The following is a 25257-nucleotide window of genomic DNA, read 5'->3' as shown; positions in this document are numbered from 1 at the left end:
TCTGTCCGGTGCGGAGGGCTCTTACTGGAAGGGCAGGTAGCGGAAGTCGAAGAAGATCTGGCTCATGCTGGTATGCGGATCGCCGCCAATGCCGGACCAGATCTGACGCCGGGCATAGGCAAGCTGTGTGCCCGCCTCGACAGTTCCGAATTTGCCCTTGAAGAAACGCCACCAGCCGCCGATCGTGACTTCGGACACACCGCGCGTGTTGGCCGTGCAGGACAGGGCGGAGAGTTCCTGAAGGCAGCCAGCATTGGAATAGGCAGGGTTACCGTAGCCATAAGACCCGCCGTTTTCGTTAAAATAGGAATGGCCGACGCGTTGAGTGCCGAAATAGCCGTACACATCAATCCGCGGATTGGGATGCGCGATGATGCCTGCCTGCGCCTGGATGCCGAAAAGCGGATCGGGGCTGCCATTGGCCTTGAGCGTGGCGTCGGGGAGCAGGACGGAACCGTAGCGGTTGATGCCCCAGCCCGCGAGGCCAGCCATACGCAGTTCCAGTTTGCCGGGGATGAGAGGCAGGATCATGGAACCACCCGCTCCTCCTCCGACAGCGGTGTTGTTATGGCCGGTATGGCCCATGGTTACGTGGTCATGGGGGAAGTGCAGGATGCCTTCCATTTCGTAGTGACCCCAGACCGGATCGTAAGCGACCTTTCCAATGACATCAGGAGCGATTTCATTGGAAAAATTGGTCGTATCATTGGTCAGACCGACGCCGTTTTCCCCGATCGTGACGGTCGAGCCATTGGGCATCGCAACAGCGCCGTTCGTGTTTGAAAAGCCGGTCGTATCATACAGCGTGGCAGGGTTTTCGATGGAAAGGCCGGTCCACAGGCGGTGATGGAAGAAATCCTTCACGATGCGGACCTGCCATTGCCGGGACCATGTCTGGCCTGCGAGCATGGACGCCTCGATCGTTTCCGGAAGGCTTTCCTGACGTGCGACGATACCTGCACGACCCGGCGTCAGGAGGCTCCAGGCCTGACCGCCCAGGAAATGCCACCCTTCCTTGTTGTCGTCATAGGCGAGATAGGCCTGACGCATACGAAAGGAATAGCTGTTGCTCTCGTAAGGGTCGGTCGTGACCGCACCCGCGCCGAAATCAGACTCGAAGAAGCCGGAAATCGTCGCTTCCGAATCAATATTGCCGCGCGCCAGCAGGGACAGGCGGCTGTAACGTGCACCCCCGTCGAAATTGTTGGTGTGATAGCGCGGCTCGTTCGGATACGGCATGTCCTGCCAGTAATTGAACGTGTCCGAAGCGATATGACGGTTTTCGAGCACGGCGGCAGTATCGACGAACCCACCCAGCATGAGCGTGACGGGACCGAGATGGAAAACCCCATGATCGCCAACAGCGCCCGCAGCCTGCGCGCCGAGCGTTTCACGCGGATGGGGGCCGACGCCGTTTTCCGCGAAATGAACAAGCACGTCTTCGGCGCGATGTCCCACGACGGCAAGTTCCGATCCCCTGTCGGTGTCGACCAGGGCACGTCCGGTCGGGGAGAGAGAGACCCTGTCGCGCCGCGCATGGGCGCCACGCATTGGCTCATAGCCAGAGGCGGCCGTCATCTCACGTTCGGAGGCGGGAGGATTGAGGGGGGCGTTCGCCTTAATTCCCGGACGGTGCAGCGAGGCCGTCGTGAGGCGGCCTGAGCGATTTTCCTGGGAGGCGGTCTGTTCGGCATGGGGGGAACTCGCACGCGCCGTAGATGCGCCGGAAGCATGATGCCGGGCGATTTCTTCTTTCAGGATGGCCATATCGTGATTGATGGCGCGCTGTTCTTCCTGGACATGAGCCTGAGCGGCCTGAAGGCGGCTCATTTCCTGTTCCATTTTCGAAACAATATCGTCGTCTGCCCGCGCTGGTGCGCTCAGTGCGAGTGCACCCAGAGCCGTTCCAAGAAACAGGGAGCCGCGTCCCGAATAGCGCAGGGATCGCAGCATGTGAAAGGTGAACAGAATCAAGTAATCCCCCGTGTCAAAAGATGTCACGAGCATGTGCATGAAGCCGGGCCTGATAGCTCTTAAAAATATTTTCAGAGGAATGGCAGAAGCGCGGAAACCGCAGGGATGCGCGGAAAAATGACAATATTTTCGGAGGGGGCCTGACCAATATAACGGAATCGTGAAGTCTTTTTTAAAGATGAGAATGTTGATCCGAGCTGAAGGAAGAAAAAATCAGGATGAATTTCGATAAAATTTGTCTAAAAATTTAGCAAAATAAGCTGATTAATATTATTAATACATTATATTATTTGGAATTTATGTTTCATTTATCTCAATTTGTTTTAGAATTTATTTTTTCCTGATTCCTGTTTGAGGAATCTGTTCCTGTAATAAAAAGTATCAACCTCCTGCATCTTCACCGTAACGTACGGGTCGGGCATGCTGGGAGAACGGATTTGGGCGTGTGTCCACTCTTTTGGAAAATGGAATGCGATGATGAAAGTTGCTCTGGGACAGTTTGCTGTTGCGCCGGACTGGGAAACCAACCAGCGGCAATGTCTGGATCTGATCGCGCAGGCAAAGGCGGGCGGCGCTGAACTGCTGCTTCTGCCCGAAGGCATTCTGGCGCAGGACATCAACAATCCGGAGCTTCTGCCCCAGACGGCACAGCCGCTGGACGGCCCGTTCATGGAAGGACTGCGCGCCGCCAGTCAGGGCATTGCCGTGGCGGGATGTGTGAATGTGCCGGATGGGCATGGACGGTTCTACAATACGCAGTTCGTCCTGCGCGACGGGGCATTCATCGCACAGTACCGCAAGCTGCATCTCTATGATGCGTTCAGCATGAAGGAATCCCAGCGGACATCACCGGGGCTGGAACTGCCGCCCGTCGTGCAGATCGGTGACATGAAGGTCGGTCTGATGACCTGCTATGACGTGCGCTTCCCGGAACTGGCGCGCCATCTCGCTCTGGCGGGAGCCGAGGCCATACTGTTGCCCGCAGCCTGGGTCAGAGGCCCTATGAAGGAACGGCACTGGGAAATCATGGCCGTGGCGCGGGCTCTGGAGAACACCTGTTATGTCGTGGCGGTCGGTGAATGTGGCGCGCGCAACTGCGGTGCCAGTATGGTGGTCGATCCGCTGGGCGTGATTGCGCTCGCGCTGGGTGAAGCGCCCGCCCTGGGTTTTGCCACACTGGATCGCGAGCGGATTGCCCATGCGCGGCGCGTGCTTCCGGTTCTGCAAAACCGCCGCTTCGCTGACCCGGCTCTGGCCGACCGGTAAGTCGGCCTTCACTCATGAGGCTGGGGCGAAAGCCTCAGCCCCGGCGTGACCTGAGGAAGCGTCCCGTGCCGGGCTGGGCGATGACGGTGCCGTTCTCCATGGCCAGCACGCCTCTCTGGAACACCTTGACCGGCCACCCCTGAACCTGCCGCCCTTCATAAGGCGTGTAGTCGATATTGCTCTGGAACAGTGCGTTGGTGATCGTGACGGATTTCTTCGGGTCCCACAGGACGAGATCGGCGTCCGAACCCGGAGCAATCGTGCCCTTTTCGGGATAGAGCCCATAGCGCTGGGCCGGGGTGGTGGCGGTCAGGCGTACGAAGTCCGTCAGGTCGATTTTTCTGCCGTTGATGGCGGCATCGTAGAAGACCGGAAGGCGCGTTCCGAGGCCCGGCATACCGTTGGGAATCAGCGAGAAATCCGCATCCCGGCCGTGGCGTCCCTTACCGACAGCGCCGTCGAACGTATAGCCGCAGTGATCCGAAGAAATGATGCTGATGACGCCGCTGCGGAGATACTGCCACATGCCGTCCTGAGCGGCTTTCGTGCGTAGAGGAGGGCTACAGATATATTTCGTCCCCTCGAAACCGTCCCTCTTGAGGTCGTCTTCCGTCAGGGTCAGGTAATGCGGACAGGTTTCCGCTACGACCTTCACATCCCGGGACTGTGCGCGGGCGATCTCTTCGGCGACTTCGGGGCAGGAGACGTGAAAGATCTGGATCTTCTGGTCAACCAGTTCGCTCATCGTCATGGCGCGATATGTGGCTTCACGCTCTACGGCGGGCGGGCGCGAGGTTGCGTGCCCGTGCGGCTCGGTGCGGCCCTCCGCAAGATGCTGCAGGATCAGGTGACGGATGGCGTCATAGTTCTCGCAGTGGACGGATACGATGATGTCGCTTTTGCGGGCGGCTTCCAGAACCTGAAGAAACTGGCCGTCCGTCAGATGGAAATCGTCATAGGTCATGAAGACCTTCAACCCTGCAGCGCCACGCTCGGCCACGACGGGAATTTCGTCGCGGATGGTTTGTTCGTCAGTGCGGGTGATGATCTGGTGGATGGCGAAATCAATGCGGGAATTGCCGCCTTTTTCGCGATAGGCGTCGAACTGCTCCACAAGGCCCCGGCCGGGGACGTGGGACGCGAAGCAGACGACCGTTGTGGTTCCGCCCAGCAGTGCCGATCCGGTGGCGGAGACGAAATCGTCTTCGTGGATCGTGCCGTCGGCTTCTTCCTGTTCGATATGACAATGACCGTCAATTCCGCCCGGCAATACGAGCAGGCCGGTGGCATCAATCGTTTCATGGCCTTTCAGGTCGAAACCGATATCGACGATCTTTGAGCCGTTTATTCCGATATCGGCAGTATATTTATCCGTGGCGGTCACGATTATGCCGTTGCGGATAACGATGTCAAAAGTCGTCATGACGGTTTCTCCTGAAATGGGCAGGGGTGGTCAGCCGCCCCTGAGAATGTCCATGCAGTCTGTCGCGACATTGCGCAGATGCATGACCATGGCTTCGCGCGCGCCGGTGCTGTCGCCGTCGAGCAGCGCCTCCAGAATGGCCAGATGTTCGCGCGTGGATGCGGGAACGCGCCCGAGCGGGTAGCTGACTTCGCACAGGCGGGTCAGGGTCCGCAGTTCGTTGATGGAACGGAGCAGGACCGTGTTGCCCGAGACTTTGGGAAACATCAGATGGATCCGGTCATCAAGCTGCCATTGTGCAGCCGTCTGCTCGGGCGTCTCGCCAAGTTCGATGACTTCACGGCGGAGGTTTTCCAGAACTTTGCGATCAAGCCTGTCGAATGACAGGTTGATGGCTTCGCTTTCAAGGATCTCGCGGATATGGATGCCCTGAAAGAATTCGGTAGCCGAGACGTTCCGCACCGCAAACGAGCGCGAGCCCTGCTTGACCAGAAGATCCTCGGCGGCGAGTCGCATCAGGGCCTCGCGAACGGGAGTGCGCGAGATCTCGAGATGATCCGCCAGGCGCCCCTCCACGACGGACATTCCGCCGGGAAGTTCTTTTTCAAGGATCATGCGCCGGATCTGTGTATAGGCCAGTTCCGCGAGATTCAGCTCGCGTTCGGCCACCATATAATCGCCCATTACGGTCCTTCCAGTGCCATTGCATCGTGCAAGGCTGCTGACAGCTCCTGCCATTCTTCGGGGGCGATGATATCAGAAGCCTTGCGGGTGCGGCAGGAGGGCCATTTGCCCTGCATGACCAGACAGGCCTTCAGACGCAGCGTGGCCCGACCCGAGGGCGCACGACCGTAAATCAGGTTCGCCAGCGGTTGGATGGCATCATGGATACTGCGCGCGGCGGGCAGGTCATCGTTCTCCATCGCGCGCCACAGTTTGGCGAGCGAAACGGGCAGGATGGCCGCTAGGCTGACGAGGCTGCCGGTCGTTCCAATGGCGAAGCAAGGCAGGAGATGTTCGTCTCCCGATGCCATGACGTCCACATGCGGGGCTACGCGCGCGGCCAGCCTGCGGTGTTTGTCATAGGCGTTGGTTTCCCAGCTTCCTTCCTTGATGGCGACGATGCCGGGGAGCCTGAGCAGGCTTTCAAGAATGGGGAGAGAATAGGCCATGCCGCCGCTACCGACGGAGGATTGATACAGCATGATCGGGGCATCGACGGCCTCGCAGATCGCGGTATGATGAGCGATGATGGCGTCATGATCCTGCGACACCGCCCATGAAAACGGCGGGAAAACGAGCAGTGCGTCCGCTCCGGCCGCGATGGCATCACAGGCATGAAGACAAGCTTCATCGAGGTCTTCGGACAGGATGCCCGAGACGATGATGCGGTCCTTGCCGATGGTGTCGGCGGCCAGTTCCACGACTCGGCGCTTTTCTTCGCGGGTCAGGAGATGGTTCTCGCCCGCATGACCGTTGCACAGGATGCCCACGATGCCTTCGGCACGGGTGCAGTCCCACAGGTGCTGTGTAAAGCGCGCCTCGTCCAGCGTCCCGTCTTCCAGAAAGGGCACCAGCGTTGCGGCATATACGCCCCGGAATGGCGTGGGGGAAGCGGGGATCATGGGCGTGTTCCAGTGGCGGGAAGGGAGGAAAAGCGGGTGGGGTCGAACGCGCCCAGATCCGGGTCGCTCCCCAGAATGCGCTCGGCAAGCAGGCGCCCCATATATGGCCCGCTCGTAAATCCGGAATGGATGCATCCGACGACAAAGGCATCTTCATCCGGCGTCAGGGCGCCGATCAGGGGCATGGCGTCCGGCGTTTCGGATTCGAGACCGAGCCAGACACGCAGGATCTGCGCTTCGTTGAGGCGCGGGACGACGTGCTGAGCCAGACGGACATTGCCGCGCAGGTTTTCAGGAATGACGCGGGTACCGCCCTGATGGATGTTGCCCTCGCCCTGCCAGCCGCCACCGATCAGCACGCTGCCATTGGCAAACTGCTTGAGGGACAGCAGGCCGTTGGCAATGCTCAGCACGCTCCTCATGACGGGCGGCAGCGTTTCCGTGACGACAAGCTGGTTGATGAGGCAGCGGATCGGAATGTCATATCCGAGCCAGCCCAGCATTTTTTCGAGCCAGGCCCCGGTGCTGAGCACGATCCTGTGGCCCCGTACGGGGTGCGCGCGGCCAGTAATCCGGACCTCATAGCCTCCGCCAGTAGCGGGGCTGATGCCCTCGACCGGACTGTTCTCGATGATCGTGACCCCGGCCTGCCTGAGGGCGCGGGCATAGGCCCCACCGACGCGATAGGTCGGGATATGGCCGTCCAGCGCGCAGTAGGCGGCGGCCCGGAGGGTCGGGTTTATGCCGGGTTCGATCCTGATGGTCTCTTTGGCTGACAGGACTTCAATCGGCGCACCCATTTCCTGTCGGACGCGCGCGCGCTGACGCAGCAGCTCTTCTTCGGCTTCGGTAAACGCCATGGACAGGCCGGGTGTGGCGAGGGCACCGACGTCTTCCCCGAGCCAGTTGGCACTGTCGAGCCACATCTCGCGGCCGCGGATGGCATGCGGAATGAGCTGAGCACGGGTCATGTGCAGGGTCAGGGTGCCAGCATTGACGCCGGATGCCGCCCGGAACATGTCCTCCCGGTCGATCAGGGCGACCTTCTGGCCAGCGCGGGCAAGGAAAAGCGCAGTTGTAGCGCCCATAACGCCCGCCCCCACGACGACCGTATCAAAGACATCCGGTCTGGTGTGCAGCGCCTGGGTCATAGGGGAGCTGCCTTCGGAAGAGGAATATCGGAATAGGTGAAATCTCCGGTCACGGCTGTGAGCGGGAGTGGAAAGAAAGGCATTCGCGCTGTGAAGCTGCCTGCCTCTTCGGGAGTTTTGCCGCAGGCCGCCGCGAGCAGGCCGCGTGCGCTGTCCTCACACATGCGGCCCTGACACGGGCCCATGCCACAGCGTGTCCAGGCCTTGAGTTGATTCAGGTCTTCGGCTCCGGCCTGAATGGCGGAACGCAGGGTCGCGGCCTTTACGCGTTCGCAGCGGCAGACGATGGTTTCGTCCTGAAGATGGGCGGGAATGGCGCTGCCGGCGTTCATCAGAGGCAGCATCTGGCGCGAAACGGCTTCAAGACGACGGCGCTGACGCAGGGGCACGCGCGTCAGCGCCTCGTAAGTGTCTCTGGAAATCACGCCCCGGTCATGGGCAATGGCATGGGCCGTGATCAGGCCCCGCAGACGGGCCACGGCCATGCCACGGATTCCGGCCGCGTCCCCCGTGACATAAAGATCGGGACGGCTGGTACGGCCTGCGGTGTCCGTTACGGGCTCAAGATAACCGCCAACCGGATCGTGACGGTGTTGAACGCCCGCCGTGCGGGTGATGAGAGTGGAAGGCTTGAGGCCATATCCACAGGCTGCGGCCTCAGTCGCATAAACGTGGCGTCGTTCGGGATGATCCATTTCTGTAACGGTCAGGCGCAGGCCGGTTCCTGTTTCCTGCGCTTCCGAAATGTGGGCGCGATGATGGATCGGGATGCCAGCTTTTTTGAGACGCAGCATCCAGCTTGTGGCCTGTGTCAGGCGTGCCGGGTCGAGCGACAGCATGGCGCCAAGACGCAGCCAGTCCGAACGATGACCGGCATCCACGATCGCAACGACCCTGCCGCCCAGTTCAAGAACCTGATGGGCGACGGAAAACAGGAGCGGCCCCGAGCCCGCGACCACGACGCTCTGGCCGGGCAGGGTGCCGCCGTTGCGCATCAGGATGCTGGCGCCCGCAAGACCGATGATGCGCGGCGTCGTCCAGCCTTGGAAAGGCAGGAAACGCTCAGTGGCGCCATTGGCGACGACGAGAGTTGCGGCGGGCAGTTGGTTGATGCCGTCCGGTCCGAGCAGATCGAGCATTAGTGTGGGCGATAGGCCCCAGACGCGGGTGGAAAACCGGACATCCACGTTTGATGCGGCCAGTTTCTGCCGCAGGGTGTCGCCGCCGGAAAATTCGTGATTGGGCGGAACGATTTTGCGCGCATAGGGTGAGGGGGCGCGGAAGATCTGGCCGCCTGCGACAGGCTGTTCGTCGATCAGGGTGACCGGGAATCCATGCCGGGACAGGGCGATGGCAGACGTCGCACCGGCAATGCCGCCACCGATGACGGTAACGGGAGAGAAATCAGGACTGGACATAGGGCGTGACGGTCATGTTCGGGAGGACGGGAGCCTTGCAGGCATAGGCGACGGTGCCGTCGATGCGGACCCGGCATTCCTGACAGCTTCCCATGAAACAGAAGGCGCTACGGGGTGTTCCGTCGACGCCGGACCGGCCGAGTTCCGTAATTCCGGCGCGTCTGAGGGCTGCTGCAACCGGTTCTCCCTCGACCCCTTCGATGGTGCTGTTCAGGAAGGTGAAGGTTACAGGAGGCATCTTGTTTCCCATCAGGATCGGTCCGGAGAAGAAATTTCTTTTAAAGGGTTTTCTATCGTATACAGAACGTATATCTGAATTAGATCAGTGATCGGGTAACCGCAACCCCAAAGTCGCACAACATGCAGGGAAACCTTTCTTGAGAGCGATCCGGAACAGTCTGCTGCTGGGGGTCTGGGCTGCATCCGTCGTCCTGTGGGGCGGGGGCGTGCAGGCGAGAGACAGTGCCGCCATCCGGGCCAGCGGGCACATCAATATTGGTGTGGAACCCGGACTGCCCCCACTTGGGAAATATGACGATCACAACGTACTCGTCGGATATGATGTCGATATCGGCCGGGCGATTGCGCAGGGTCTGGGTGTTGAGCCGCGTTTTGTGACGCTCGCTTCCAGCGGTCGCATTCCCTATCTGATGGCCGGGAAGGTCGACGTCGTTCTGGGCGGTCTGACACGGACGCCTGCACGTGCGGATGTTATTGCGTTTTCACGGCCGCTTTATTCCGAACAGTTTGCGGTTATTGCACCTGCGGACCGGGGCATCGCGTCCTTTGCAGATCTCGAATCCGGCGCGCACCGCCTGATCGAGGTGCGCGGCTCGACGGCGGTTGCGTATCTGCAACAGCATGCTCCCAAGGCGTCGATGCTGCTGCTTGAGAGCTATGCCGATGCCATTCGAGCGCTGGCGCAGGGGCGTGGTGATGCGATGGTAGATGTCATCGAATATGTCGGCCATTACCTGCCGTCGCAGCCTCAGGTACACTGGCGGATCATCCGGGGATTTGCAGCGCCTGTGGGGGATGACTGCATCGGGATGTCGCAGCAGGACGTGGCCCTGCGCGCGGATGTAAACGGTATCCTTGACGGGATGGAGCACGACGGACGTCTGGAGCAGATCCATCGCCGCTGGTTCGATCCCGCCGGTGCCGGGCACGCGCCATGACGGGGTTGGATTTCAATCCTGTTTTCGCGCATCTCCCGTTTCTGCTGGGCGGTGTAGGCGTAACTATTCTGATTGCGACGCTGGCCTTTGCGTTCGGGCTGTCGCTGGCAGTCGCACTGGCCATTCTGCGATTTGAAAATCAGGGGGCGTGGCGCAGGCTCAGCCGCAGTTACAGCACGGCCCTGACGAATACGCCTCAACTGTCCCAGATTTTCGCTGTGTTCTACTGTCTGCCGCTGATTGGGCTGATGGTCTCGCCGTTTTTGTCAGTCGTGATCGGCATGACGCTCAATGCGGCGGCCTATCTGGCGGATATTCTCGGGGCGGGCATGGCGCGGGTGCCGCCTGTCTATCATGAAGTTGCGCTGACGCTGGGGCTGAACCGGCGTCAGACCTATCTGCGGGTCATCCTGCCCTATGCAGGGCGTGCGATGTTCCCGGCGTTGGCTAACCATTTTCAGATCATGATCCTGGGTAGCGCCATGGCGTCCATTTTCGGCGTCGAGGACCTGACGGGCCGCGCTTATGATATCGGATCGACAACGTTCCGCATCCTTGAAGTCATGCTCGTGACGGGCGGATTGTATGCCCTGCTCTCTTTCGCGCTGACGGGCGTCTTTGCACTGTTCCGCCGCACGATGGAGCGGATGGTATGATCGCATTTTCGCATTATGACATCACCCTTCTGCTTCAGGCGATGGCTCGGACGATCGTGCTGTCGCTGGGTGGTGGCGTTCTCGGGATTGTGGGGGCGGTCATCCTCACGGCGCTTCGCCTGTCCGAGATGCGGGGCATGATGCCGCTGCGGGTTCTGGCGGTGATGTATGTTCAGACCATCCGACGCATTCCGTTCATCGTGACGCTGTACATCGTCTTTTTCTGCACGGGTATGATGGGCGTGGATGTGTCGGCGACTGCTGTTGCGATCGGCTCCATCGGGCTGATTGCGGCGGCCTATCTCTGCGAAATCCTGCATGGCGGGGTCAAAACGGTTCCGGTGGAGCAGGCCGAGGCCGCGCTGGTCCTGAACCTGCCACTCTGGGCGCGATGGCGGTATGTGATCGGGCCGCAGGCGATGTCCGCCGTTGTGCCGCCCGCGGTGGGCTATCTGGTGCTGTTCATCAAGGATACGGCACTGGCCTCCCAGATCGGGGTTGTGGAGCTGAGCCAGGCCGGGGTGATCCTGACCAATCGCGGGCTGCCCTCGGCGCAGGTCTTCTGTGTGGTCCTCCTGCTCTATTTCGCGATTTCCTATCCCCTGACCTGTCTGAGCCGCCTGCTGGAGAAACGCATTGCCGTACATTGATGTCCGGGACGTCTGCGTCCGCCACGGGAAAAACGAAACCCTGCGTCACGCTGGATTTGAGGCCGAACGCGGGGACATCGTGAGTTTCATCGGGCCGTCCGGTTCCGGGAAAACCACGTTTTTGCGGACGCTGATCGGGCTTCAGCCGGTCTGGCAGGGCCAGATGGACGTTCACGGGCGGAACGTGGACATGGCCGCCCCGGCCTCTGCCCGCATCCTGCGGGAGCAGGCTGCGATCGTGTTCCAGCAATACGGACTGTTCGGTCATATGTCGGTTCTGCGGAACCTGACGCTGGCACCAACGGTCGTGGCGAAGCGTTCGCGTCGGGAGGCCGAGCACGAAGCGCGCGCGCTATTGGAGCGTCTGGGGCTGGCGGACAAGGCGGACGTGCTGCCAGCCGATCTGTCGGGCGGCCAGAAACAGCGTGTGGCGATTGCACGCGCGCTCATGCTCCGCCCGGCGCTGCTTTTGCTGGATGAGCCGACATCGGCGCTCGATCCGCACAAGGTACGTGATGTCGGCGTGCTGCTGCGGGATCTGGCGCAGGACGGCATGACGATCATTCAGGTTTCCCACGCGATGGGTGTCGTCTCATCGCTGTCGGACAGGATTGTTCTTCTGGAAGACGGTCAGGTCAGGGCCGTCGGAACGGGGCGCGGATATGCGGCGCAACAGCCCGATATTGCCGCGTTCATGAATACCCATGGCGGTGATGCCGCCACGGACCCGGCCGGATCGCGGTCGGACCCGGACCATTGAGGAAAGAAAGACCCATGAAGTTTCGTGGCACATATACCGTCATGATCACGCCTTATGACAGCGAAGGGCGCATTGACGTCCCCGGACTGCGGCGCTTTACCGACTGGCAGATCGCGCAGGGCATCGCAGGTCTGATCCCGCTGGGCTCGACCGGCGAATTCCTGTCGCTGACGGATGACGAACGCACGCTGGTTGCGCAGACCGTCATCGAGCAGGCCGCAGGCCGCGTTCCGGTCTTCATCGGTACAGGTGCGGAAAACACCTATGACGTGATCCGCTACAGTCAGGAAGCCGAGAAGCTCGGGGCTGATGGCGTGATGATCATCCCCCCGTTCTATTCCACGCCGACGGATGACGAGCTGTTCGTCCATTACCGTCGGGTGTCGGATGCGATCGGCCTGCCGATCATGCTCTACAACAACCCGGCCACGGCGAATGTGGATCTGAAGCCTGAACTCGTGGCGCGTCTGTCCTGTATCGACAACTGCTGCCTCATCAAGGAATCCACGATGGATGTAACCCGCGTGCGGGACATCATCCGGCTGTGTGGTGACCGGCTTTCGGTCTTTGGCGGCATCATGGGCTTCGAGAGCTTCCTCGAAGGCGCAATCGGCTGGGTCGCAGTGGCATCCAACGTAGCGCCGCATGTCATGAGCGAGATTTTCAATCTCTGTGACGGTTACAAGGACATCGGCAAGGCACGCGAGATGTATTTCCGCAATGTGCCGCTGATCCAGTTCGTGGGTGGGCAGGGTTATGTCTCGGGAACGAAAGCCCTGCTGAAGCATATGGGCTTCGATGTCGGTGGTCCGCGCGCGCCGCGTCTGCCGCTGCCGGAAGCGGATGATGCCCGCGCCCTTCAGATCGTCCGCGATCTGGAGCTGCGGTTCGAAGAAAGCGCCTGATATGGCGGGCGGCCCTGTGTCAGGTCTGAGCCGGGCGGCGGGGCTGCTCTGTGCGGTGCTCGCTTTCGGAGCGCAGGCCGCGCCGTGTCCGGAGGCTGTTGAGGGACTGATTTCCCCGCAGCATCTGGTCATGGCGACCAATCCGACGCTGCCGCCCCTGCAATATGTGACGGTGGATGGGCAGATTGCAGGGATGCGGATAGAGCTTGGAAACGAGATCGCCCGCAGGCTCTGTCTGAAGCCGGTCACGCTCTCGACGTCCTTCGCGCAGCTCACGCTCGGGCTGCTTGAAAAACGGTGGGACGTCATCAATACGGGCATGTTCTATACCGCCCAGCGCGCCCGGCTGATGGAAATGATCCCCTACGAGATTCAGGCGATCAGCGTGTCTCTCAACGATGAGTCCGTTCTGCACCCCGCCGGGCTTGAGGATTTGTCCGGGTCTTCGATCGGGGTCGAAATGGGTGGAATTGAAGAACACCACGCCCGAGAGGCCGATCAGGCCTTGCGGGACGCCGGACGGCCGGGCTTTGATATCAAGACGTTCCAGAACGTGGGCATAGCGTTCGCCGCCCTGCGTGCGCGACAGGTAACGGCGGTGTTTTCCATTGATGCGGTTGCACGGCGCAACGCACTTCAGGGTGGCGTAAAGCCCATTCTGAAGGGGTTGTATCCCACGCCCGTCGCACTGGCGCTGCGGGACCCGGCACTCGCACAGCGTCTGGCGGATGTTCTGGAAAACATGCGTGAGGACGGAACGCTGGAACGCCTCATGGCGCCCTATGGCGTTTCCCCCTTTCCCGGACGGATCACGGTCTCGGGGCCGTCCCATCCATCCGACATGCACTGATACGAACACGGGGCATCGACATGCAGATCTGGAGCTGGCACGGCTTCTTCACCTATCTCGGCAGCCCCTATATTTTCCGCGGGGCGCTCATCACGGTCATCATGACGGTCGTCTCAATGATGATGGGGTTCCTTCTGGGGCTGCTGACTGCGGTCATGAAACGCTCGCAGCACCGTGTGCTGTCCTGGCCGGCGCGATTCTATGTCTGGTTTTTCCGGGGTACGCCTCTGCTGGTCCAGCTGGTCGTGATCTATACCGGTCTGCCGAAGCTGGATATCCGGCTGAGTGTTCTGGCGTGTTCGATCATCGGGCTGACACTGAACGAGGCAGCGTATCTCGCGGAAATTATCCGTGCGGGGCTGAATGCCGTGCCAACCGGCCAGATCGCAGCGGCGCGGGCGCTGGGTCTGAGCGAGCGGCAGATCGCCTGGCGGATCGCCTTTCCGCAGGCGTTCCGGCTCATCATCCCCCCGCTGGGTAATTCGGTGAACGGTCTGCTCAAGACGACCAGCGTAACGTCGGTCATCTCCATGGAGGAGCTGATGCAGCGCAGCCAGATCCTGGTGCAGGACCAGTTCATGGTGCTGGAACTGTTTTCCGTGGCGGCCCTGTATTACCTGCTGATGACGACGGCATGGGACTTCCTGCAACGGCGGATCGAGCATTATGCGGAACGGCCCTATCGTCGCCAGCAGAAAACCGCAGCAGTTGAGGCCATCGAACTTCCCGCTACGACGCAGGATGCGCGCTGATGTCGGACCAGCTGAACTTTACGTTCAATGACACCACCGTCTCCGCAAAACCCGGACAGACCCTGACGGCTGCGCTGATGGCCGCAGGCTGCATCCCGCACCGGACGGCGCCGGATGGATCGGAGCGTGGTCCGTTCTGCGGGATCGGGGCCTGTCAGGAGTGTCTGCTGGAGGTGGACGGGCAGATGTCCCGCCGGGGCTGCATGACGCCCGTGCGGGACGGGATGCGGGTTCGCAGCAATGACCGTCTTCCGGATGCGGCTGTTTCAGCCTGTCTGGCGAAGGGTGAGGAACGTCTGGCCGAACATGCCTGCGACGTGCTGGTGGTGGGCGCGGGCCCGGCGGGCCTGGTGGCGGCGACCGAACTGGCGCGTGGCGGGATGGATGTTCTCGTCGTGGATGAACGGCATATTCCGGGCGGCCAGTATTTCAAGCAGAATGCGGTGCATCCGGAGCGGCAGGATGATCAGGGTCGCAAGGGGCGACAGCTCATTGAAGCCATGCGGGCCAGTGGCGCGCGGCTGTGGCACGACACTCTCGTATGGAGCGCCCATCGCGAAGAGGGCGCACTCGTCATCGGTGGGCTGCGGGATGGTGAGGCGTTCTATATCCGCACCCAGCACATCATCGTGGCGACTGGCGCACAGGAAACGCCTGCGGCCCGACCGGGCTGGACGCTGCCGGGTGTCATCACGACGGGGGCCGGGCAGACAATGCTGCGTGCCTATGAAGCGGTGGCGCCTGGGCGGATCGTCATTGCCGGGAATGGACCGCTCAATCTTCAGCTTGCGGCGGAACTGGTCGGGCGTGGTGCCGATGTGGCGGCCGTCGTGGACTCAGCACCCGCGCCTGTAAAGCGGCCGCTTCTGGCAGGACGGCTTTCAATGGCATCCCCTCATCTGGCGCTCGCCGGGATGCGGCATCTTACGACATTGCACCGGGCCGGAGTCCCAGTGCTGTGGGGAAGCGTCGTAACCTGCATCGAAGGCGAGGATCGTGTCGAGCGGGTGGCGGTGAACCAGCAGGGAGGCGCAGAACGCTGGATCGAGACGGAGACTGTCTGCCTCGGAGACGGGTTCGTTCCTGCCAGCGAACTGCCACGGCTTCTGGGCTGCCGACAGGAGATCCGGAACTGGCCCGTGACCCATCCCGAGACGGGCCGAGAACCCGACGGAAAGACCGATCAGGCGGATGTGTCCGTTATTGGTGAGGCCGGGCGTTTTGGGGGTGCTTTTCTGGCGCAGGCCCAGGGAATGCTGTGCGCGGCCAGACTTCTAGACCGAGCAGGAAAACCGGTCCCGTCCGGTCTGGAACGCAGTCGGCGGATGTATCGCGATAATGCCCGTTTTCAGAAGCTTCTGTGGAAGCTGTATGATCCGGTTGTCTCGCTGCCGTCCCCTCAGGATACGACCATCCTGTGCCGATGCGAATGCGTGACCGCAGGGACTGTCCTGGCACGCGTGTCGGAAGACGGGATCACCGATCTGGCGACGCTGAAACGGACGACACGCGCCGGCATGGGGCGCTGTCAGGGGCGGTTCTGCCAGGCTTCACTGATGAAGATGCTTCCAGACCCGAAAAACGAAAAGGATTTTACCGCCCCGCAGATCCCGCTGCGCCCGGTTCCGGTTGCGGCCCTCGCGCGGCAGAAGCCGGAATGGCGGGGGCATGTCCGTGTTCCCATTCCATCGGGGCTGGGAGCGACGGGGCCATCGGCTTCCGGCGCTGTCGAAACCGTGGATGTCGTGGTCGTAGGTGGAGGGATCGTTGGGCTTTTCACGGCGCTGTTTCTCGCCGAGGCCGGGAAAAGTGTCGTGGTGCTCGAACGTGGTCGGGCCGGGGCGCTGGCCTCGGGCGGTAATGCGGGCAGTCTGCACGCGCAGCTCATGGCGTTCGACGCCAGCGCGGATAGGGACGGACCGTCCATGCCTGCGCGAACGCTGGCCTTGCAGCGGGAATCCATCCGCATGTGGGAGGCGCTGCGCACAACGTTCGATCGCGATCTGGAGATCAAGGTCAGCGGCGGGCTGGTGGTGGCGGAAACCGAAGCCGACATGGACCGTCTGCGCAGCAAGGTCGCGGTCGAACAGGCTCTTGGCGTTGACGCGCGGATTCTGGCATCGGACGAATTACGCGGGATCGAGCCCAATCTGAGAGATGGTTTTCTGGGCGGGGCGTATTGCTCCGAGGAAGGCAAGATCAATCCCATGGCCGCAACGCAGGCTGTTCTGGCGCGGGCACGACACGCGGGCGTTCGGGTTGAGGAACTCACAGCTTTGTCCGTAATCCAGCCCGACGGCACACGGTTTCATGTCAGTGCGGGGTCAAGGCGCTGGTCGGCCGGAGCGGTGGTGAATGCGGCCGGTGCCTATGCGGGAGAAGTCGCTGGGCTGGTCGGGCGTCGCCTGCCGGTTTTCGGTGCCCCGTTGCAGATGATCGTGACCGAGCCTGTGGCTCCGGTGGTCTTTTCGCTTCTGGCCCATGCAAGTCGGCATCTCACGCTCAAACAGGCCGCGAATGGCTCGCTGCTGATCGGCGGAGGATGGAGTGCGGGGCTTGATCCGGTGCACGGGCATCCGCGACCGCTGCGGGAAAATCTGGAAGGAAATCTCTGGGTTGCGCAGAGACTGGTTCCGGCGCTGGGGGCCGTGAATGTCGTCAGGAGCTGGGCTGCGATGAACATTGATATCGACGGGGCTCCGATCCTTGGAGAAAGTCCGGACGTGCCGGGCTTTTTCACGGCCGTAACGGCCAATGGTGTCACGCTCGCTCCGGCCATGGGGCGGCATGTCGCGGATATGGTTCTGCGCCGCTCCGAACGTCCCGATCTGGAGATTTTTTCTCCCGCACGCTTTTATGGAGATCAGTCATGATCACGCTGGACACCGTGACGAAATCATATGGCGCCTTTCAGGTACTCAAGGGCTGTTCGGCGGAGATCGGCAGAGGGGAGGTCGTGGTTGTCTGTGGCCCCTCGGGTTCGGGTAAGTCCACGCTCATCAAATGTATCAATGCGCTGGAGACGTTCGAGAGCGGGCAGATCTACGTTGATGGCATGCCCGTGCGTTCCGCGAAAACCGATCATTCAGCGCTGCGGGCGAAAGCGGGGATGGTCTTTCAGAGCTTCGAGCTATTTTCCCATCTGAGCATTCTGGACAACATCATGCTGGCCCCGCGTCTGGTCCAGAAGCGGGGGAAGGAAGAACTTCGCGAGCATGCGAAAACGCTTCTGCGCCGGGTCGGGCTGGAGCAGCATGCAGATAAATATCCCATTGCCCTGTCCGGCGGCCAGCAGCAGCGGGCGGCGATCGCACGCGCTCTGGCGATGAAGCCGGATGTGATGCTGTTCGACGAGCCGACATCGGCGCTCGATCCTGAAATGGTGCAGGAAGTCCTTCAGGTCATGACCGAGCTGGCGCGCGAGGGCATGACCATGATGTGCGTCACACATGAGATGGGATTCGCGCGTCAGGTCGCGACGCGGATTCTGTTCGTTGATGCTGGCGAGATCGTCGATGATTGCCCGGTACCGGACTTCTTCGCAGGCCATTGTTCGCCTAGAGCGCAGGCTTTTCTGCGGTTTGAGGCTGCCCATTCCCGTTAGGGGAAAATATTTTCCGCGATAGGCAACATTCCGCTTCAGGATCGAATTCAGTTCGTATACAAAGAGAATATGAACTGAGGACGGTAAGACGATCCGGTAGGAGAAGGCGCTGTGCTGGAAAAGACTTCCTGTTGCGAGAAAACGGCGAGCGAATGTTTGGGTCATGTCGTCGACCGGGACTTCGATCTGTGTCAGGTGCCGTTCCTTCAGGAACTCGTCGGCGTCCCGTCGGACAATCCTCCCGGTGACTGCGCGCCTCACGCCCGTTTTTCCGCCGACAGACTGCGGGCGCTCGGTTTTGAAGTTGAATGCCATCCGGTTCCGCAGGACTTCGTGCAACGGCACGGCATGCAGAGTGCGACGAACCTGATCATCCGGGAGCGTTTCGGAAATGGTAGCGGCCCCGTCATTGCGCTCAATGCGCATGGGGACGTCGTGCCCCCTGGCGAGGGCTGGATGCATGATCCTTATGGCGGCGTCATTGAAGATGGCAAACTTTATGGACGCGGTGCCGCGGTTTCGAAGTCCGACTTTGCAACCTATGCCTTTGCCCTGCGCGCGCTGAAGGAAGCCGGTTCTGACCTGTCCGGCACGGTCGAGCTTCATCTGACCTATGACGAGGAAATCGGTGGTCATGTCGGGCCGGGCTGGCTGCTCTCGGAAGGGCTCAGCACCCCCGATTACGTCATCAGTGCCGGTTTCACCTATGATGTGATGATTGCCCATAATGGCAGTCTTCAGCTTGATGTGGCTTTCACGGGCAAGGCCGCGCATTCCGCATGGCCCGAAACGGGCGCCGACGCCATCGAGGCGGCGTGCCGTGTGATGACGGCTCTGTACGCTTACCGGGACAGGCTGGCGAAGACGGTCTGTTCCATCCCGGGTATTGAATCGCCGACGCTCGTGATCGGAACGATCAACGGCGGTGTTGCGGCCAACGTCGTGCCCGAACAGGCGACGTTTCGGCTTGAGCGCCGGATTTTACCGGACGAAAAAGCGGCCGAAGTCGAGGCGGAGCTGCGGCAGCTTATTCTGAATGCGGTAGATGTGCCGGGCGTGAGTTGCGTCGTAACGCAGCATCTTCTGGCGCTGCCACTGGTTCCGGATGAGGGGCAGGCCCCTTTGATCGGAGCCTTGCAGGACGCTGCCGAAGCGGTGTTCGGGGAGCGGATTGCCGTCAAGGGCATGCCGTTGTTCACGGATGCCAGAATTTACAGCAATGCGGGCTATCCGACCGTTCTGTATGGGGCCGGTCCGCGTCGCCTTCAGGATGCCAATGGCCATCGTGCGAACGAGCATGTGGTTCTGGAAGATATGCGTCGTGCGACGAAGGTTGTCGCAATGGCACTCTCCCGTCTCTTACGTTCCGAATTCGAGTAGTTCCGAACAAGGAATAAAAATCCCGCATAATTCCGTTATGCGATCCGACTGTTTCTGACTGATATCCCTGTGCTGCGCCAGGGCGATGGAGCCGATTATGAACATCAGGAAACTTGCGCTTTACTCTACGTTCCTCTCCGTCAGCGTCTGTGGTGGATCGGTTTTTGCAGCCTCGGAGAAGGCCGTACCGGGGGCGGGGGCGACGAAGGCTTCCGTTCACAAAACGCCGTCCAAAACGGTACCTCCGAAGACGCGCACGCAGTCTGCCGCGAAGCATCGGCCTGCGGATGTCATCGCCGGGAGCGAAGAAGGCGTAATTGTCACCGGAACGCATGCGTCCAACCGTCACGCCCGTCAGAGCACCAGCCCGATCACGGTTCTGTCCGGTGCGACGCTACGTCGCTCAGGCATGATGAATCTCGCCGATGCGCTGACCAAGACGTATCCCTCCATCAACATGAGCACGATGGGCAATGACGCCGGTGCACTCACGTCCTTCATCCGGATGCGCGGCCTCAATCCGAACCAGGTGCTGGTTCTGCTGGATGGCAAGCGTCGGCACACCACAGCCAACATCAATGCCGATGCGGGGCCGAATTTTGGTGCGACGCCCGTGGATCTGAACATGATCCCGTCCAACATGATCGACCATATCGAGGTGCTCGAAGACGGCGCGGCTGCGATGTACGGCTCGGATGCGATTGCCGGTGTGGTGAATATCATCACCAAGAAGCAGGATCACGGGCTGAACATGAGCGCCCAGACGGGGGCGAACGCCTATAACGGCGATGGCTGGCAGTACCAGCTCAACGCCGATGGCGGTCTTAAGCTCGGTAATGACGGGTATGCGCATATATCGGCACAGGTTTACCATACGGACCATTTCGTAACCAACACGGTTGATAACCGTCTGGCGGGTTATGTTCCGGCAGGGGCTGCGAACGAGCTATATACCGGGTCTGTCAAAGTACCCAAGAACTCCAACAAGATCATGAGCACGCCCGAAGAAACGCGTGAGAATCTTGGGATTGATTTCGGCAAGAACCTGACCGAGAACATCCAGTTTTACGGTCAGATCACATATGCACACCGTCATGCGGAAGCGTATGAGAACTACCGCGTCCCGTCGGGCGCCAGCGCCAGCAATCCGGAGCTGTTTCCATATGGCTATTCGCCGTTGGAGACGATCGACGAGAATGATTATGCCGCAACGCTGGGTCTAAAAGGCGGCCATCTTCTGGGCTTTGATTGGGATCTGAGCAGCACCTGGGGTGAGGATCTGGACAAGATCTCCAACCAGAACACCACCAATCCGAACATGTACGCTGCCACGGGCTACACACCGACGACCGTGCGGACGTCCAATTTCCGGCTAGCACAGTGGACGAACAATCTTGATCTGCGCCGGAACTTCAAGATTGCCAATGTGGTCCCCGTCACCGTGGCCTTCGGTGGCGAACATCGTCTGGAACAGTACACCATTCTGGCGGGCGAACCCGCATCTTACGAATATGGTGGCACCTCGGCCCTGGCGGGTCTGACACCGCAGGACGCCGGCAAGTGGGACCGTGATGTCTGGGCGGCCTATCTGGATGGCGACTTCCACCTTCTGAAGAACTGGAACCTCGATTTCGCCGGCCGTTTCGAACACTACACGGATGTCGGCAACACCGAGAACGGCAAGGTCTCCACGCGTTACGACATCACCAGGCGCATTGGCCTGCGGGCGACGATCAGCAATGGCTTCCGCGCGCCGACGATGGCCGAGCAGCATTACAGTGCCATCAATGTCGGGCCGACATCGGTGCTGGGGCTGTTGCCGGTTTCGTCTTCCGAAGCGCGTGCGACAGGGGCGTCTCCCCTCAAGCCCGAACGTTCGACCAGTGCAACAGGTGGCATCGTTCTTGAGCCGGTAGATGGTTTCCATGTTGAGGCCGATGTCTATCAGATCAATATCCGCGATCGCGTCGTGCAGGGTGGCAACGTAACGGGACCGGCTGCAATTGCAGCACTTGAAGGCATGGGCGTTTCGCTTCCGGCTCTGACGCAGCTTTCGGAAAATGCGGTGCAGACCTATTATTTTACGAACGGCGCCAGCACACGCACGCAGGGTCTGGATATCAAGGCGGATTACATGGTCCGCATGCATCGCTTCGGCAACCTGAACCTGTCGATGGCGCTGGACCTGAACAGGACGCGTCTGACGCATAACGGCATGTCCTCCACCGGGTCGCCGCTGCTGAACGCGCAGAATATTGCTTACCTCACGACCGCCTATCCGCGCAGCAAGATCATTCTGAATGCGTTCTGGACAATCGGGAAATGGGACGTGAACCTGCGCCAGACCCGTTATGGCGAAACGACAGGTATGATGACGTATCAGGACTGGACGCCTACGGCGGCGATCTGTCCAATTGATGGCAAGCAGCTTCAGCAGTCCAGCAGCTGTTTTGCGCAGTTTAAAAATTCTCCGCGCTGGCTGACGGATCTGGAGATCGGGTATCGGGTGAATTCGCGTTGGCATCTGGCGGTGGGGGCGAACAACATCTTCAATATCCGTCCGCGCAAGCTGCCGGGTGAGCTGAACCAGCTTGGCGGCAATCCTTACGATACGTTCTCGTCTCAGGTGCCGATGACGGGTGGATATTATTACGGGCGTGTGAACTTCACGCTCTGAGGGCTCTTATCTTCGTCTGTGGATGTGTTACGGTCGGTATCAGGCAAACATATCTGCAGATGAATGATGAAAAACGGTATTGCGTGGGGTGTGGGGGCGAGTGCTCTGGTTGTCGGGCTGGGCGTTCTTGGCCTGACGATGCGACATCCCCAGGCCGCACAGGACCCGTGTGCGGCAGCGTCCGACAAGCGGCCCCAGAACTGCCCGGAACAGGACAGTTCTTCGGGGCATTTCGTTTATGTACCCCGGTCCAGATCCCGTGACAGTCGTGCTTCGCATGGCGACAGCGAGGCGGAATCGGCAGGGCATGCCGGGTTTGGGGAAAGTGCGGGCGGACATGCGGGCGGGGGCGAATAGGGTCGGTCCGTGGGGCAGATCCGCCGCCTGACATCCTGTGCGAGACCGGACTGGCAGCGTCAGGCCGATCGGCTCGGTTATCATTATTATCGCAATACGGATGGAAGTTTCGCATGGCGTGAGGACGTGCGTTACGAGTTCGATGCGCAGGCGGTGGCGCGTGTTCGGAACGTGGCCGAAACGCTGCATCGGCTCTGTCTGGAGGTTGTGGACGAGGCCGTCCGGCGGCCTGAGGGACTGGACGCGTTTCATATTCCGGCTGCCATGCAGGATGTGGTGCGGGAGTCCTGGAGGCGCGGGGACCCGTTTCTGATCGGGCGGTTTGATCTGGCCTGGTGTGGGGGGCAGCCTCGTCTGATTGAATATAATGCCGATACGCCTGCGACACTGCCGGAAAGCACGCGGATGCAGGAACTCTGGCACCAGCAGTGTGGCGGCTCTCATGACCATGCGCCTCTGGACGTGCGCGCTCTGGTGGAGCGTCTGGCCGCACTGAGGCGTGCGGGGCGGATAGGGCACACGGTGCATATCGTGCCCTATCCCGACAATCTCGAAGACACCACGCATGCCGTTTATTACCGGGAGTGGGCCGAGCAGGCGGGCTTGGAGGCGATTCACTGTGAATTGCGGGATCTGGAGGTGACGACGGATGGTCAGCTTCTGCATCGGGGGCGGATCGTTCGCAGTATAATCCGCATGTATCCGTGGGAGTTGATGTTCCGCGATTCCGGAGCGCGGCATCTGCGGGAGTGTGGTTGTACGTTTCTCAATCCGCCCTGGACGGCGCTTTTGTCGAACAAGGCGCTTTTGCCCGCATTATGGCGGCGGTATCCGGGGCATCCCAACCTGCTGGCGGCGGGATATGCGCCCGAAGACCTGCGTCGCAGGCGTGGGGGGAAGGCCGGGGCGCCTTACGTTGAAAAACCGATCCATGCCCGCGGCGGGGAGAATGTGCGCATTATTGCCGGGGGGCGGACGGTCTGTGCCGAGGGCGGGACATATGGGGCATATCCGAAAATTTTTCAGGAATTTGCGGATCACCGGATCGACGGGGTGACGGCATCGGTCGGGGCGTGGATCGTGGGGGAGCGGTTTGCGGGTCTGACGATGCGGGAGAGTGCGGACCCGATCGTGCGCCATACATCGCCCATCGTGCCGCATCTGGTGCGCGACGCGCCGGGCAGGCTGGCGCGATGGCGCGTGGTGCTGGAGAAGCGTTTCTAAAAAACTTCACATGTTACGGCCCATCTTTCGCCACATGGACGGCCCAGCGTTCTGTAGGGTGTCGACTCCCGTTATCGCCCCGTTTCGCGAGGATGCCATGCGATCAGTCAGCGCAATCAACAGGTTTGGGTGGGGCCAGCGGGATGGCTCCAGTTCCGGTCTGTCCGTTCAGGACTGGCTGGCGGGTCAGTTGACCGGGCCGGACAGGGCCGTGTTTGCGGGTGTGGGGCCGTGTGCGGACGGGCTGGTTGCGTTGCGGGAGCAGCGGAAGGCCAGGATGCAGGGCGATCCGCTGGTCAAACCGATCTTTCAGGCCGAAGTCGCGACGCAGATGGACACGCTGTTGCTGACGGAGCAGCCGTTCCGGGAGCGACTCGTCTGGTTCTGGTTCAATCATTTCACGGTCAGTCTGCGGCAGGGCAGTACACGTGCCGTTGTGGGCGCCTATATGCGCGAGGCGATCCGGCCGCATGTGACGGGGCGGTTTTCGGACATGCTGCTGGCGGTCATGCGGCATCCGGCGATGCTGATGTATCTGGACAACGCGTCCTCCATCGGGCCGGACAGCGCGGCGGGGCGCAAAAGCCATCGCGGACTGAACGAAAATCTGGCCCGCGAATGTCTGGAGTTGCATACCGTCTCGCCTGCTTCCGGTTACAGTCAGGCGGATGTGACGTCCTTTGCCGCGATCCTGACGGGATGGGGCGTGGATCTGAAAGCCGACGAACCGGGGTTTGTGTTCCGCGAAAAGGCGCATGAGCCGGGTGTGAAAACGCTTATGGGACAGGCCTTCCCCGAAGGCGAGGACGGCGGCGTGCAGGCGTTGCAGTTTCTGGGCACGCATCCGGCGACCTACCGTCATATCGCGACACAGATGGTCCGGCATTTCGTTTCGGATACGCCAGCGCCAGCCTCCGTGCGGCATGTCGAGGGTGTTTTGCAGGCCAGTGGCGGGGATCTGCGGGCGGCGTCTCTGGCTCTGGGGGCATTGCCGGAACCGGCTTTGGGCGGGGGCAAGTTCCGCTCCCCCATGGATTATGCCACGGCGGTTCTGAGGGCGTTGTCCGTGGGGGGCGCGCCCAGCCAGCCGGGCGATCCGCATTCTCCGGCACATCAGCTGGTTTCGGGTTTTGCATCGCTCGGGCAGCCGCTGTGGACCGCGCCGCTGCCCAATGGCTGGAGCGACGATGCGGCGGACTGGTCCGCGCCTGCGGACATGCTGGCGCGGACGGACTGGGCCTGGCGCGTGGCGGCGCATGTCCGAACCGGCGATCCGATGGATGTTGCCGATATTGCCCTTGGTCCGGCCCTGCGGCCGCAGACCCGCACGGCCATGCATCATGCCGGGTCGCGTCAGGATGCGCTGGCCCTGCTGTTTTCCTCCCCTGAATTCCAGAGGCGCTGAAC

22 protein-coding genes are annotated in these 25257 nt (G+C 61.1%); 15 read left to right on the top strand and 7 right to left on the bottom strand.

Going from position 1 to position 25257, the window contains the following annotated elements:
• Positions 1-21: 21 nt before the first annotated feature.
• Entirely contained in the window at positions 22-1953 is a 1932-nt protein-coding gene (locus GAL01_RS06695) for a hypothetical protein (RefSeq protein ID WP_062031821.1), read from the bottom strand.
• Positions 1954-2448: 495 nt separating this feature from the next.
• On the opposite strand from GAL01_RS06695, the gene GAL01_RS06690 reads away from it, so the two are divergent.
• Positions 2449-3240 (top strand): deaminated glutathione amidase, encoded by a 792-nt coding sequence (locus GAL01_RS06690; RefSeq protein WP_062031686.1) that lies wholly within the window; start codon positions 2449-2451, stop codon positions 3238-3240.
• A 34-nt stretch (positions 3241-3274) separates the two neighbouring features.
• Here GAL01_RS06690 and hydA read toward each other — a convergent pair whose 3' ends face one another.
• From hydA to GAL01_RS06660, 6 genes are read right to left on the bottom strand one after another with little or no spacing between them, the layout of a single operon-like run.
• Complete coding sequence (gene hydA / locus GAL01_RS06685; RefSeq protein ID WP_062031681.1) at positions 3275-4663, bottom strand: dihydropyrimidinase; 1389 nt, start codon at positions 4661-4663, stop codon at positions 3275-3277.
• A 30-nt stretch (positions 4664-4693) separates the two neighbouring features.
• Complete coding sequence (locus GAL01_RS06680; RefSeq protein ID WP_231865399.1) at positions 4694-5347, bottom strand: GntR family transcriptional regulator; 654 nt, start codon at positions 5345-5347, stop codon at positions 4694-4696.
• Positions 5347-6288, bottom strand: coding sequence for a dihydrodipicolinate synthase family protein (locus GAL01_RS06675; protein ID WP_062031677.1), 942 nt, complete (start codon positions 6286-6288; stop codon positions 5347-5349). The genes GAL01_RS06680 and GAL01_RS06675 overlap by 1 nt, the downstream gene beginning before the upstream one ends.
• Positions 6285-7439 (bottom strand): NAD(P)/FAD-dependent oxidoreductase, encoded by a 1155-nt coding sequence (locus tag GAL01_RS06670; protein ID WP_062031672.1) that lies wholly within the window; start codon positions 7437-7439, stop codon positions 6285-6287. Before GAL01_RS06670 ends, GAL01_RS06675 begins: the two co-directional genes overlap by 4 nt.
• On the bottom strand, positions 7436-8857 hold the full coding sequence (locus tag GAL01_RS06665) for an NAD(P)/FAD-dependent oxidoreductase (RefSeq protein WP_062031668.1): 1422 nt from the start codon (positions 8855-8857) through the stop codon (positions 7436-7438). Before GAL01_RS06665 ends, GAL01_RS06670 begins: the two co-directional genes overlap by 4 nt.
• Positions 8844-9107, bottom strand: coding sequence for a (2Fe-2S)-binding protein (locus tag GAL01_RS06660; RefSeq protein ID WP_231865398.1), 264 nt, complete (start codon positions 9105-9107; stop codon positions 8844-8846). Before GAL01_RS06660 ends, GAL01_RS06665 begins: the two co-directional genes overlap by 14 nt.
• A gap of 127 nt (positions 9108-9234) precedes the next feature.
• On the opposite strand from GAL01_RS06660, the gene GAL01_RS06655 reads away from it, so the two are divergent.
• From GAL01_RS06655 to GAL01_RS06590, 14 genes are all read left to right on the top strand, one after another.
• On the top strand, positions 9235-10035 hold the full coding sequence (locus GAL01_RS06655) for a transporter substrate-binding domain-containing protein (RefSeq protein WP_062031664.1): 801 nt from the start codon (positions 9235-9237) through the stop codon (positions 10033-10035).
• Positions 10032-10691, top strand: coding sequence for an amino acid ABC transporter permease (locus GAL01_RS06650; protein ID WP_062031660.1), 660 nt, complete (start codon positions 10032-10034; stop codon positions 10689-10691). Before GAL01_RS06655 ends, GAL01_RS06650 begins: the two co-directional genes overlap by 4 nt.
• Positions 10688-11341 carry an amino acid ABC transporter permease gene (locus GAL01_RS06645; protein WP_062031655.1) on the top strand — a complete coding sequence of 218 codons (654 nt, stop codon included), beginning with the start codon at positions 10688-10690 and terminating at the stop codon, positions 11339-11341. The genes GAL01_RS06650 and GAL01_RS06645 overlap by 4 nt, the downstream gene beginning before the upstream one ends.
• Positions 11328-12101 (top strand): amino acid ABC transporter ATP-binding protein, encoded by a 774-nt coding sequence (locus GAL01_RS06640; RefSeq protein WP_062031651.1) that lies wholly within the window; start codon positions 11328-11330, stop codon positions 12099-12101. Before GAL01_RS06645 ends, GAL01_RS06640 begins: the two co-directional genes overlap by 14 nt.
• A gap of 14 nt (positions 12102-12115) precedes the next feature.
• Positions 12116-13006 carry a dihydrodipicolinate synthase family protein gene (locus tag GAL01_RS06635; RefSeq protein WP_062031647.1) on the top strand — a complete coding sequence of 297 codons (891 nt, stop codon included), beginning with the start codon at positions 12116-12118 and terminating at the stop codon, positions 13004-13006.
• 1 nt (position 13007) lies between these two features.
• Positions 13008-13856, top strand: coding sequence for a transporter substrate-binding domain-containing protein (locus GAL01_RS06630; RefSeq protein ID WP_231865397.1), 849 nt, complete (start codon positions 13008-13010; stop codon positions 13854-13856).
• 20 nt (positions 13857-13876) lie between these two features.
• Positions 13877-14608, top strand: coding sequence for an amino acid ABC transporter permease (locus GAL01_RS06625; RefSeq protein WP_062031643.1), 732 nt, complete (start codon positions 13877-13879; stop codon positions 14606-14608).
• The gene (locus tag GAL01_RS06620; protein ID WP_062031638.1) at positions 14608-17481 is read left to right on the top strand and encodes an FAD-dependent oxidoreductase; all 2874 of its coding nucleotides are present in this window, start codon (positions 14608-14610) and stop codon (positions 17479-17481) included. Before GAL01_RS06625 ends, GAL01_RS06620 begins: the two co-directional genes overlap by 1 nt.
• Positions 17478-18212 carry an amino acid ABC transporter ATP-binding protein gene (locus GAL01_RS06615; RefSeq protein ID WP_062031634.1) on the top strand — a complete coding sequence of 245 codons (735 nt, stop codon included), beginning with the start codon at positions 17478-17480 and terminating at the stop codon, positions 18210-18212. The genes GAL01_RS06620 and GAL01_RS06615 overlap by 4 nt, the downstream gene beginning before the upstream one ends.
• Positions 18213-18368: 156 nt before the next feature.
• The gene (locus tag GAL01_RS06610; protein WP_231865396.1) at positions 18369-19592 is read left to right on the top strand and encodes an ArgE/DapE family deacylase; all 1224 of its coding nucleotides are present in this window, start codon (positions 18369-18371) and stop codon (positions 19590-19592) included.
• Between the two features lie 97 nt (positions 19593-19689).
• Complete coding sequence (locus tag GAL01_RS06605; protein WP_062031630.1) at positions 19690-22269, top strand: TonB-dependent receptor plug domain-containing protein; 2580 nt, start codon at positions 19690-19692, stop codon at positions 22267-22269.
• Between the two features lie 63 nt (positions 22270-22332).
• On the top strand, positions 22333-22626 hold the full coding sequence (locus GAL01_RS06600; protein ID WP_062031627.1) for a hypothetical protein: 294 nt from the start codon (positions 22333-22335) through the stop codon (positions 22624-22626).
• A gap of 9 nt (positions 22627-22635) precedes the next feature.
• A complete protein-coding gene (locus GAL01_RS06595; RefSeq protein ID WP_062031623.1) occupies positions 22636-23850 on the top strand; it encodes a glutathionylspermidine synthase family protein in 1215 nt (404 codons plus the stop codon).
• A 97-nt stretch (positions 23851-23947) separates the two neighbouring features.
• Positions 23948-25255 (top strand): DUF1800 domain-containing protein, encoded by a 1308-nt coding sequence (locus GAL01_RS06590; RefSeq protein ID WP_082790768.1) that lies wholly within the window; start codon positions 23948-23950, stop codon positions 25253-25255.
• The last annotated feature ends 2 nt before the right edge of the window (positions 25256-25257 follow it).

Source organism: Gluconobacter albidus, from assembly GCF_002723915.1.
Taxonomy (GTDB): domain Bacteria; phylum Pseudomonadota; class Alphaproteobacteria; order Acetobacterales; family Acetobacteraceae; genus Gluconobacter; species Gluconobacter albidus.
Note: the sequence above shows the minus strand (reverse complement) of the source record. Positions and strands in the feature narration are given on the sequence as shown.